The organism is Paractinoplanes toevensis, assembly GCF_018332695.1.
GTDB classification, from domain to species: Bacteria; Actinomycetota; Actinomycetes; order Mycobacteriales; family Micromonosporaceae; genus Actinoplanes; species Actinoplanes toevensis.
Window position 1 is genome coordinate 59,704 of the sequence record NZ_BOQN01000156.1, and the last position, 11,484, is coordinate 71,187.

The 11,484-nt window shown below is 72.3% G+C and carries 10 protein-coding genes; 3 read left to right on the forward strand and 7 right to left on the reverse strand.

The window, feature by feature from the left end; genetic code table 11:
- Window positions 1-97 precede the first annotated feature (97 nt).
- Complete coding sequence (locus Ato02nite_RS47530) at window positions 98-1,291, forward strand: multidrug effflux MFS transporter (protein ID WP_246608179.1); 1,194 nt, start codon at window positions 98-100, stop codon at window positions 1,289-1,291.
- 7 nt (window positions 1,292-1,298) lie between these two features.
- On the opposite strand, the gene Ato02nite_RS47535 is transcribed toward Ato02nite_RS47530, so the two are convergent.
- From Ato02nite_RS47535 to Ato02nite_RS47565, 7 genes are all read right to left on the reverse strand, one after another.
- A complete protein-coding gene (locus tag Ato02nite_RS47535) occupies window positions 1,299-2,126 on the reverse strand; it encodes a shikimate dehydrogenase (protein ID WP_438873126.1) in 828 nt (275 codons plus the stop codon).
- The gene (gene mltG / locus Ato02nite_RS47540) at window positions 2,120-3,310 is read right to left on the reverse strand and encodes an endolytic transglycosylase MltG (protein WP_213013342.1); all 1,191 of its coding nucleotides are present in this window, start codon (window positions 3,308-3,310) and stop codon (window positions 2,120-2,122) included. Before mltG ends, Ato02nite_RS47535 begins: the two co-directional genes overlap by 7 nt.
- A complete protein-coding gene (ruvX, locus tag Ato02nite_RS47545; protein WP_213013343.1) occupies window positions 3,307-3,765 on the reverse strand; it encodes a Holliday junction resolvase RuvX in 459 nt (152 codons plus the stop codon). Before ruvX ends, mltG begins: the two co-directional genes overlap by 4 nt.
- 23 nt (window positions 3,766-3,788) lie before the next feature.
- Window positions 3,789-6,473, reverse strand: a complete 2,685-nt coding sequence (gene alaS, locus Ato02nite_RS47550) for an alanine--tRNA ligase (protein WP_213013344.1) — start codon at window positions 6,471-6,473, stop codon at window positions 3,789-3,791.
- On the reverse strand, window positions 6,470-6,733 hold the full coding sequence (locus Ato02nite_RS47555) for a hypothetical protein (protein WP_213013345.1): 264 nt from the start codon (window positions 6,731-6,733) through the stop codon (window positions 6,470-6,472). Before Ato02nite_RS47555 ends, alaS begins: the two co-directional genes overlap by 4 nt.
- A 22-nt stretch (window positions 6,734-6,755) precedes the next feature.
- Complete coding sequence (locus Ato02nite_RS47560) at window positions 6,756-7,205, reverse strand: DUF948 domain-containing protein (RefSeq protein WP_213013346.1); 450 nt, start codon at window positions 7,203-7,205, stop codon at window positions 6,756-6,758.
- A 67-nt stretch (window positions 7,206-7,272) separates the two neighbouring features.
- Window positions 7,273-8,184, reverse strand: a complete 912-nt coding sequence (locus Ato02nite_RS47565; protein ID WP_246608180.1) for a hypothetical protein — start codon at window positions 8,182-8,184, stop codon at window positions 7,273-7,275.
- A gap of 462 nt (window positions 8,185-8,646) precedes the next feature.
- On the opposite strand from Ato02nite_RS47565, the gene Ato02nite_RS47570 reads away from it, so the two are divergent.
- Both Ato02nite_RS47570 and Ato02nite_RS47575 read left to right on the forward strand, forming a co-directional pair.
- Window positions 8,647-11,010, forward strand: coding sequence for a hypothetical protein (locus tag Ato02nite_RS47570; protein WP_213013347.1), 2,364 nt, complete (start codon window positions 8,647-8,649; stop codon window positions 11,008-11,010).
- Between the two features lie 171 nt (window positions 11,011-11,181).
- Window positions 11,182-11,484, forward strand: a 303-nt coding sequence (locus tag Ato02nite_RS47575; protein ID WP_213013348.1) for a hypothetical protein, incomplete at its 3' end; no start/stop codon positions are given.

An 11,484-nucleotide genomic window follows, 5' to 3' on the forward strand; every position in this document is an offset into this window, starting at 1 on the left:
GCGGCCCCGCCGCCGTCCCGCCCACCGGAATGCCGGGCTTCCTTCCAACGGAAAAGATCAGCTGACCGTGGCAAAGGTCAGAGGTATGGTCCGGCGCGTGACCCAGGCCGAGGTACGCCCGAAAGGCGCGCTGCTGATCGTCATGCTCGGCTTCGTCACGGCGATCGGGCCGTTGTCGATCGACATGTACCTGCCGGCGTTCCCGGCGATCGCCGACGATCTGGGCGTCTCGGCCGCGCAGGTGCAGTTGTCGCTCACCGCCTGCCTCGTCGGCACGGCGCTCGGCCAGCTGGTGTGCGGGCCGCTCAGCGACCGGTGGGGGCGGCGGCGTCCGGCGATCGCGGGGCTGGCGGCGTACGCAATCCTGTCGTTCTTGATCGCCTTTGCGCCCTCGGCGCCGATGTTGATCGGCCTGCGGGTGCTGCAGGGGCTGGCCGGCGGGACCGGGATCGTGGTGGCGCGGGCGATAGTGCGGGATCTCCACTCGGGGGTCGAGGCGGCGCGGTTCTACTCGCGGCTGACGCTGATCTACGGGCTGGCGCCGATCCTCGCGCCGAGCATCGGCAGCGCGGTGCTGCGGTTCACCTCGTGGCACGGGATCTTCGTGGCGCTCGGGGTGCTCGCCACCCTGCTCACGCTGCTGCTGGCGGTCCGGCTGCCGGAGACCCTGCCGGTTTCGTCGCGCACCGAGGGAGGGCTCGGGCGGACGCTGCGGCTGGCCGGGCCGCTGTTCCGGGATCGCTCGTTCGTGGGTTACACCGTGGCGCAGGGATTCGCGTTCGGGGCGCTGTTCAGCTATCTGTCGAATTCGTCGTTCGTGCTGCAGAACGGCTATGGGCTGTCGCCGACGGTGTTCGGTCTGCTGTTCGGGCTGAATGCGGTCGGGCTGACGGTGACGAGCCAACTCAATGCCCGATTGCTGAACCGGTTCGGCACCCGCGTGCTGCTGCTCGCGGCGCTGGCCGTGCAGATTCTCGCCGGGCTGGTGCTGGTCGTCTCGGCGCTCGCCGGGACGCTGATCGGGGTGGCGGCGGGCCTGTTCCTGCTGGTCTGCACGATCGGCATGGGCCAGCCGAACGCGACGGCGCTCGCCCTGGACGGGCACGCCGACCGGGCGGGCACGGCGGCCGCGGTGATGGGTTCCGTGCAGCCGGTCATGGCGGGCGCGCTGGCGTCGCTGGCCGGGTTGGGCGCGATCGGCACGGGCGTGCCGATGGCGGTGGTGATCCTCGGTTCGGCGCTGGCCGCCCTGACCACGGTCATGGTGCTGACCCGCGGCGCGCGCCCGTGAGCCGGGCTCAGCGGCGGCTGGCCGCCTCGAACAGGGCCTCGCGCATGGCCGCCTCGGGGGCCGGCGTGACGCCGGTGAACTGCTCGAACTGGCTCAGCGCCTGGCCCAGCAGCAGGTCCAGGCCGGACACGACAGAAATGCCGGATTTCTCGGCGGCGGCGGCCAGCGGGGTCGGCCACGGGTCGTAGATCGCGTCGAACAGGACCGTGCCGGGACGCCAGTCAACAGAGGCCGCAAGGTGGTCGGCGGCGCCCTTGGGGACCGTGGAGATCACCGCGTCGGCTTCGAAGAGCTTCGCGGCGTCAGCCCAGTCGGCGCCGGCCAGCTCCAGGCCGAGCGCGTCGGCAGCCGGCCGCAGCTCCTCCCGCACCGACGGGCGGCGGGTCACCACCGTCACCGACGTGGCGCCCAGCTCGGCGGCCGCGCCCAGGGCGGCTCGGCAGGTGCCGCCACCACCGAGCACGGTCACCGCCGGCGACGGGCACAGACCGGCGGCCCGGAGCACCCGGACCATGCCGTACACGTCGGTGTTGTCCGCGTGCCAGGAACCGTCGTCCCGGCGTACCAAAGTGTTGGCCGCACCGGTCGCCCGGGCGACCACCGTGGCGCTCGCCGCCAGGCGAAGCGCCTCCTCCTTCAGCGGCATGGTCAGCGAGAGCCCGGCCCACTCGGGGCCGAGCCCGCCGATCTGCGCGGCCAACTCCGCCTCGGCGCACTCGATCGCCACGTAGCTCCAGCCGTCCAGGCCCGCGGCGGCGTAACCGGCGTTGTGGATCACCGGGGAGAGCGAGTGGGCGATGGGTTTGCCGAGGACGGCGGCTTTCGACGTCAGCAGAGGGGAACCCCGTTCTTGCAGGCGGTCGTGATGTTCTTGTTGTGCTGGGCGAGGCTGTCGGTGAAGGCCGAGTTGCCGTCCTTGTCGATCGCCACGAAGTACAGCCAGTTGCCGGCGGCCGGCTGCATCGCACCCTGCAGGGCGGCCTGGCCGGGGTTGTCGATCGGGCCGATCGGCAGGCCGAGCTTGCTCTTGGTGTTGTACGGGTTCTTCGGGTCGTCGATCTCCTCGGGCGACAGCTGGCCGGAGTGCTTGGCCGCCTTGCCCTGGACCTGGAGCCAGTAGTTCGCGGTCACGTCGAACTGCAGCGGCATCTTCGCCTTGTAGGCCCGGTTGTAGGCCACCCGGGCGACCTTCGGCAGGTCCTTCGGCACGCCCGCCTCGGCCTGCGCCAGCGAACCCACGATCAGCGCCTCGTAGGGCGAGACCGACAGACTGTTCTGCACGTTGTCGACGAAGCCCATCTCCGTGGTGACGTCGACGAATCGCTTCACCATCACGGTGAGGATCTGCTTGGCGTCCAGCTTCGGGTCGAACTCGTACGTGTCCGGGAAGAGGAAGCCCTCGATGCTGGTCTTCGCGGCCGGCTTGCCGTCGCGGCGGTTGAACCAGAAGGGCGGCACCCCGAGGTCGACCGGGTTCTTGGCCGCCGTCTGGAAGTCCTTGAGCGGGATGTTCGTGGCCTTCGCGAGGGTGTCGAACACCTGCATGCTCGTGAAACCCTCTTTGATGGTCACGCCGGAGGTGATCCGCGCCTTCGGGTCGAGCAGCAGCGTCACCGCGTTGGCCGCGGACATCTGCTTCTTCATGTTGTACGTGCCCGACTGGATGTTCTTGCCGCGCGGGTTCTCGCCCGCGGCGTTCGTGAACGCCTTGGTGGATTTCACCACGTCGGAATCGACCAGGGTGTTGCCGATGTCGGTGAGCGTCGCATCTTTCTCGATGGTCACCTGAACCGGATCAGTGCCGGGACCGTCGTAATCGGCCGCGGTGAAGAATCCCTTCACCTTGTTGTAGCCGAAGAAGACACCGCCGCCCAACAGCGCTAACAGAACAAAAGCCATCAAAAAGGCGACGCCGGACTTACCCGAGCCCTTCTTGCCACCGCCGCGGGCACCCCGCCGATGGCGAGGTCGTCCGCGTTCGGCGTGCTCGTCGAACGCCAGGTCCAGCTCGTCGATCATCTCTGCCTCCGCTGCGCGTCCAGCCAGCTCTGCAGGATCTCCACCGCGGCCGCCTGATCGACGACCGCCCGCTGTCGCTTACCCCGAACACCTCGCTCGGCGAGCCGTCGCGTCGCGACCACGGTCGACATCCTTTCGTCCGCCAGCACGATCGGCACCTCGCCGACCGCTTCCGCCAGTCGCCCAGCGTACGCACGAATGTCGATGGCGGCAGGACCCTCGGCGCCGTTGAGGCGCACCGGAAGCCCCACCACGATCCCGACCGCCTCGTGTTCCCCCACGAGACGGACGAGCTCAGCTATGTCGCCGGGCACGGCATCGGCTGCCGCACCCATGTCACGGGGCACCGTGACCAGGGGGGTGGCCAGGATCCCGTCAGGGTCGCTGACGGCGACCCCGACGCGCACCTTACCGACATCGACGCCCAGCCGCCTACCCCGCGACAGTGCGCTCATGCCGTCACCCTCCGCGTTTTTCGTCAGACCGAAGCCTCACCGACGGCCGACTCGACCGCTGCGAGCAGGCTCGGAACCTGGTCAGCCGGCAGACCGCCACCCTGCGCGATGTCGGCGTTACCGCCGCCCCGCCCGGAGAACGCGCCCTTGACCAGGTCGGCCGCGGACAGCCCGCGGCTCTTGGCCACGCCGTTGATCGCCACGATCAGCGACGCCTTCCCGTTCGACCGGGACGCGACCGCCACCACCGCCGGGCGGCCGGCATCGATCTTGCCCCGAATCTCCTGGGCAAGGGTACGCACATCGTTGCCCGCCGCGCCCTCCGGCGCCTCGACCCCGACGTACGCGACGCCACGCACGTCCCGCGCCTGCTCGGCGAGCGCACCGGCACCACCGAGCACCATCTGCGCGCGCAGTTTCTCGAGCTCCTTCTCCGCGTCGCGCAGCGCCGTCACGGTCTGCTCGACCCGGTCGGCGACCTGGTCACCGGGCACCCGGAACAGGTCGGCCAGCCGGGTGACCAGCAGGTGTTCCTTGGCCAGGAAGCCGAACGCGTCGATGCCGACGAGCGCCTCGACCCGGCGCACGCCGGAGCCGATCGACGCCTCGTTGAGGATCTTCACGAGGCCGAGCTGACCCGAGCGGGCCACGTGCGTGCCGCCACACAGCTCACGCGCGTAGTCGCCGACTTCAACCACCCGGACCTCATCGCCGTACTTCTCTCCGAAGAGAGCCATCGCGCCCAGCCGGCGCGCTTCCGCCTGGGAGGTGATGAACGCGTGAACTTCGAGGTCACGCAGCAGCACCTCGTTCACCTGCTGCTCGACGTCGTGCAGCACCGCGGGCGAGACGGCCCCCGGCGTGTTGAAGTCGAAACGCAGCCGGCCCGGCGCGTTGAGCGAACCCGCCTGGGTCGCCGACTCGCCGAGGAAGTGCCGCATCGTCTGGTGGATCAGGTGGGTCGCGGTGTGCGAACGGGAGATCGCCTTGCGCCGGGTGATGTCGATCTCGGCTTCCGCCGACTCGCCCGCGCGCACCTCGCCCCGGATGACCCGCGCCTTGTGCACGATCAGGCCGGGGACCGGTTGCTGGACGTCGACGATCTCGAGCTGGCCGCCGCCGACCCGGATCACGCCGGTGTCGGCCTGCTGGCCACCACCCTCGGCGTAGAACGGGGTGGCGTCGAGGACCAGCTCGACGAAGTCACCCTCGCCGGCCACCTCGATCCGGCCACCGTCGCCGATCAGCGCCCGGACCCGCGACTCCCGGGAGATCTCCTGGTAGCCGGTGAACTCCACCGGGCCGCCCGCGTCCAGCGCACCCCGGTAGGCGCTCAGGTCGGCGTGGCCCGTCTTGCGCGCGGCGGCGTCCGCCTTCGCGCGGGACCGCTGGTCGGCCATCAGCCGCCGGAAACCGTCCTGGTCGACGTCGAGGCCCTGCTCGGCCGCGATCTCCAGGGTCAGGTCGATCGGGAAGCCGTACGTGTCGTGCAGCTGGAACGCCTTGTCACCGGGGAGCGCCTTTCCGCCCGACTTACGCGTCTCGTCGATCGCGACGTCCAGGATCGTCGTGCCCGCGCGCAGCGTGGACAGGAACGAGTCCTCCTCGGCGTACGCGTAGTCGGAGATCCGGCCGAAGTCCTCGGCCAGCTCCGGGTACGACGGCGCCATGCAGTCCCGCGCCACCGGCAGCAGCTCGGGCAGCGCCCGCTCCTGCCAGCCGAGCAGGCGGATCGACCGGATCGCGCGGCGCATGATGCGGCGCAGGACGTAACCGCGGCCCTCGTTGGCCGGGGTGACCCCGTCACCGATCAGCATCAGCGCGGTCCGCACGTGGTCGGCGATCACCCGCAGGCGTACGTCGTCGGGGTGGCTCTGGTTGGCCGCGTGGCCCGAATGCACGCCGTACTGCTTGCCGGTCATCTCGGCCGCCCGCGCCAGGATCGGGCGGACCTCGTCGATCTCGTACAGGTTGTCGACGCCCTGCAGGATCGACGCGATGCGCTCGAGGCCCATGCCGGTGTCGATGTTCTGCTTGGGCAGGTCACCGACGATCGTGAACTCTTCCTTGGACTTCACGTCGGTGATCTCGTGCTGCATGAAGACCAGGTTCCAGAACTCCAGGTAGCGGTCCTCGTCGACCTCGGGGCCACCCTCGGGCCCGTACGAAGGGCCACGGTCGTAGTACAGCTCCGAGCACGGGCCGGCCGGGCCCGGGATGCCCATCGACCAGAAGTTGTCCTTCTTGCCCCGGCGCACGATGCGCTCGGCGGGCATGCCGGTCTTCTTCCAGATCTCGATGGCCTCGTCGTCGTCGAGGTAGACCGTCGCCCAGATGCGCTCCGGGTCGAGGCCGAAGCCACCCTCCGAGACCGGCTTGGTGGACAGCTCCCAGGCCAGCGGGATCGCGCCCGCCTTGAAGTAGTCACCGAACGAGAAGTTGCCGTTCATCTGGAAGAACGTGCCGTGCCGCGAGGTCTTGCCGACCTCGTCGATGTCCGGCGTGCGGATGCACTTCTGCACGCTCGCCGCCCGCGAGTAGGGCGGGGTGCGCTGGCCCAGGAAGAACGGCACGAACTGCACCATGCCGGCGTTGATGAACAGCAGGTTGGGGTCATCGATGGCCGGCAGCGGGGCACTGGGCACGACCGTGTGCCCATTGGCCTCGAAATGCGCGAGAAAGCGCCGCTTCACTTCCGCCGTCTTCATCGGTTGCCCTCCTGAGCATCATGCTCATCGTCGTACAGCTCACCCTCGGCGAACGCCTGCTGGATCTGCTGTTCCCGCTCCGTCATGCCGTCGCGGACGTCATCCACGAAGTTACGCATCGACTCGACCAGGCCGCCAGCGGATTGCGACAGCGAGGTGGCGATACCGGACGGGGTGAACTCGTTCGCCTTGCGGGTGAGTTTGCGAACCACCAGGGCGCCGACGGCCAAGCCGACGCCCAGCCACAGCAGGCGCTTCATTGCGAATGCCTTTCGTTGAAATTCAGCGCGCCGACTTGCGGCGCTGCTTGATCGTGTCGCGGACCTCGCGGTCCTCGTCGGCGCGCCGCCGGTTGTTCACTGCCTTGCGCAGTCCGTAACCGAACGAGGCCACCTTCACCAACGGGTTGGCCGCCGCGGCGGCCACGACCGTGGACAGGTTGGCGACATTGGTGCTGACGTGTGCGGCGGCGTCGGTGATCGTGTCGACCTTGGCCAGCTGAACGTTGACTCCGTCCAAAGAGACCTGCACCTGACCGAGGGCGGTGTTCACATTCTCCACCGTCTCGTTCACGTTGCCGAGCAGCGGCCCGCTGCGGTCGTTCAGATCGTTGATCGCCCGGGTGGCGGCGTCGACCGTGCGGCCCAGCTTGAGAATCGGCACGGCGAGAACGATGACGAGCATCAGGAAGGCGCCCGCCGCGATCAGACCTGCAATTTCTCCGGCGTCCATGTGGCGCTTCTCCTCTACGGGTGGCGAGTCAACGTGCAGACCCTACCGTCCGTGACCTTCGCCCGCCTCACGACGCCGCGGGTGTCGGCACCAAGAGGGGGTCGTTGGAGATGACCGGGTCCGGTGTCTCGCCGATCAGCCCCGGACTCTCCTTCGGCTCCGGCTTGCCGCGGGTATCGGTGATCACGTTCTGCACGTGAATGCTGACCGTCGACCCCACACACTTCGCCGCCGGCGCCGTGGTCGGCGCCGCCGACGTGACCAACGACGGGTCCTGCGCCGCGACCTGGTCGATCGCGCAGTCCGGCAGCCGCACCGCGAGGTCCAGAGTGAACTCGTCCCGCTTCCAGCAGCTGTAGGTGCCCTGGTCGGCCGCGATCGGGACCTCCGGGCACTCGCCGACCTTCCACGGCTGCCAGCCGGCCTCCTCGAGCGCCGTCGTGTAGGCCGCGGTGGTCTCCTTGAACGGCTTGCTGGAATCCACGTCCCGCTCCCGGAACCGGCAGTCCAGGAAACACCACCGGCTGCCGCTCCCCTGGTCCTCGACGTGGGTGGCGGCCCACGAGGGCACGTCCAGCGAGTCCAGCGAGCTGAACACGGGGTCCTTGCTGGCCGACCGCAGCCCGAAGAACGCCGGCAGCACGACCAGCACCACGACGGCCAGCGAGAGCAGCGTCACCACCCGCAACCGGCGCTGCGTGCGCAGCTTGGCGCGAAGCTCGTTCCCGGCGCCGCGCAGGCCACCGGAGGTCTCCGGGTCCGCGCCCGGCGCGGCCGGCCTCGAACCCTTGGCCGCGGCCTTCGCCGCGCCGGCCCGGGCACCCACGGAGGGCGACAGGCTTTCACCCCTTGGGGGTACGGGCTGAGCACCCGCCCGCCCCTCGGCAGCAGCCCGGTCCCCGGCGTTCGGCGGCGCGGCGACCTTGACCGCGGCCGACGCCTTGCCCACCGGAGCGGCACCGACGGAAGCCGCACCCACGGATGCGGCACCCACCGACGCGGCACCCGTCGCCGCACCCACCGACGCGGCGCCCGTAGCCGGACCGACTGACGCAGCACCCGTAGCCGGACCGACTGACGCAGCACCCGTAGCCGGACCGACTGACGCAGCACCCGTGGCAGCGACCGAGGCCGCGCCCACCGAGGCCGCACCGGTAGCGGGGCCGGCCGAGGCCGCGCCCTTCGCCACCGCGGCACCCATCGCGCCGGCACCGACGGCGGCGGCGCCGAGCGCACCCGCCGGGCCGCCCTTGCGCCCAGCGGCCGGTCCGCGATCACCGGTGCCGCGCCCGTTCGCCGGGGCACCACCGCGCGGCGCACGACCGGCCTGGCCACCACCGGACGCCGGGGCCGGTTCGGGGCGTGCCCGCTTACCGGTCTGACCCGCGAACCGCTGGCTCCGCTCGCCCTGCTCCGGCCGCCCGTTCTGGGCCGGGAAAGCTTGACTGTTCTCGCTGGCAAGGCTCTCCGGCCGCCCGTGGCCGGGCGGGAAGCCCTGACTCTGCTCGGGCGAACCCGACTGGCCGGCGAAGCGAGGGCCACCCGGCTCGGGACGGCTGTTCTGCGCCGGGAAGCCAGAGCTGTCCGCACCGGAACCGGTGAACCGGGAACCCCGCTCACCCTGCTCCGGCTGGCCGGCGAACCGGGATCCGGAACCACGCTCACCCGGCTCCGGCTGACCCGCGAAGCGAGAGCCGGAACCACGCTCGCCCGGCTCCGGCGGCGACTGGCCCGCGAAGCGAGGGCCGGCCTCGGCCCGGCCGTGCTGGGCGGGAACACCCTGGCCGTGCGCCGGGGAAACCGGCCGGCTGCCGGGACGATCACTCAGATCCGGGCGGCTGTGCTGGCCCCCGCCACGCGCCGGCGACACCGGCTGGCTGCTGAACCCCGGACCTCGTTCACCCGCATCCGGCCGCGCGTGCTGCGCCGGGCCGGGCTGGCCGGGACCAGGCAGAGCCGGACCGGACTGGGCCGCACCGGGCTGGCCAGCGAGACTGTCCGGCCGACCACGCCGGCCGCCCTGCGCGGGCGAGACCGGTCGACTGCCGAGACCCGCCGCGAAGCCCTGGCTGTCCTCCGCGGAGACCGGCCGCCCACGCTGGGCCGCGAAGCCCTGACTGTCCTCCGCCGAAACGGGCCGCCCACGCTGGGCCGCGAAGCCCTGACTGTCCTCCGCGGAGACCGGCCGCCCACGCTGGGCCGCAAAGCCTTGACTGTCCTCCGCCGAGACGGCCTGCCCACGCTGGGCCGCGAAGCCCTGGCTCTGCTCCGGCGGGGCGCCGTAGGCCTGGCCGCGGTCATCCGGTTCCGGACGGCCGTGCTGGCCGGGGAATCTCTGGCCGTGCGCCGGCGAGACCGGCTGGTTGGCGGGGCGGCTGTGCTGGCCCGGGAAACCCTGGCTGTGTGCCGGCGAGACCGGCTGACTCGCGAGGCTGTCCGGACGACCGTGCTGGCCGGCAAAACCCTGACCGTGGGCAGGCGAGACCGGCTGGCTCGGGAGGCTGTCGGGACGGCCGTGCTGGCCCCCGAGATCCTGGCTGTGCTGGCCGGATACCGGCTGCGGACCGCCGGGCACCGGCGGTCGGCCGGGCGAGACCGGACCGGTCGCGCCCGGTGGCAGCATGCCGCCGGCGGCTGCCATCGCCCCGGCGGGACCCGTGCGCCGCCCGGGCTGCGGTCCTCGGCCGCGCCGATTGCCCTGGTCATCGCCGGGCGGCCGACCCCCACGCGGGTCAACCGGACCGGAACCGTCTCCGGGCCGGACACCACGCGAAATCGGACCGGAAGCGTCGTCCGACGGCCGGGCGCCACCACGCGGCATCGCACCGGAAGCATCATCAGGCCGGACGCCACCACGCGGCATCGGACCGGAAGCGTCGTCCGACGGCCGGAGGCCGCCGGGTGGAATCGGGCCGGAAACGTCACCCGGCTGTCGCGGACCGCCACGCGGAACCAGGCCCGAGACGTCGCCGGGCGGCCGGGGGCCGCCGCGCGGAATCGGGCCGGAAAGGTCACCGGGCTGGCGTGCGGCGGTGTTGCCGGTGAGTTCGGCCATGGCGCCGGCGCGGCCGGGAACGGCCGGTGCCCGAGCGCCCTGCTTGCCGGGAACGACCGGCGGCACGACCTTGGCCGCGGCCCGTGCGGGCCGAGGCGGCCCGACCGGACCGGCACCTGGCATGCCCGCACCCGGACCAGCACCGGGTCCACCGGGCCCAGCGGCACCGGGGTCGGCTACGCCGGGACCCTCCGGGCCACCTGCGCCTCGGCGACCGGCGACCGGCCCGGTGCGATAACCCGGCTCGCTCTGCGCCGCCGCCCCTCGGCCGCCACGCCCACGCGAGCCGTTACCCGGCCCACCGGCGAAGTCCGGCTGGCCATCTCGGCCGCGCTGGCCGCTGATCGGTCCAGGGGCGGGCTGGCCGTGTCGGCCGGTGCCCCGTCCGTCGTCGGGGGTGCCGTGCCGCCCGGTGCCCTCGCCGGGATAGCCGGGTCCGGCGGGCGGCGGGTTCGTGCCGTAGCGGCCACCGGCCGGTGGCCCGCTCGCGGGTGCGGCCGGCATCGGCGCTCCGGGAACGGCGCCCATGCCGGTCGGCGGCCCGTCGGTCCGGAAGCGGTCGCGAGGACCGGCCGAGGAGACGGGGCGGGACGCCGGCGACACCGGCCGCGAGGCCGGGGAGACCGGCCGGGACATCGGCACGTCGGGCGCGTTGCCGGAGAGCGGCACGACCGGCCCGGAGGTGGTCGGGTCGCCATGCCGGCCGGGCATCGGCGGAGCGCCGCGTCGCGGCCCGCCCGGGGCGGGTGAGACCGACGCCGGTCCCATCGCGCCGGACGGAGTCTGTCGGGGCCCCGGGGCGCGCCCGCCCGGCGCGTCGTCCGGCCGTCCGGATGTCTGATAGGCGCCGCTGCCCGCCTGCCAGGAGGGTCCGGCCGCGGGATCCGAGCCGCTGACGCCCTGCCACGGGGGTGCGGCGGAATGCGCGCCACCGGGCTGCCCGGGCACGGCCCGACCGGGAACACCACTGGGCTGACCGGGCACGGCGCGGCCGGGCGGCTGACCCCCGGCAGGGCCGGAAGGCTGGCCGGGCACGGCACGACCGGGACCAGCGCCCGGCTGACCGGGCGCGGCACGACCAGGAACGCCACTGGGCTGACCGGGCACAGCACGGCCGGGCACACCGCCAGGCGGCTGACCCACGGCCGGCCCGGACGGCGCCCCGCCAGGCTGACCAGGCACGGCACGGCCGGGACCAGCGCCCGGCTGGCCGGGCACCGCACG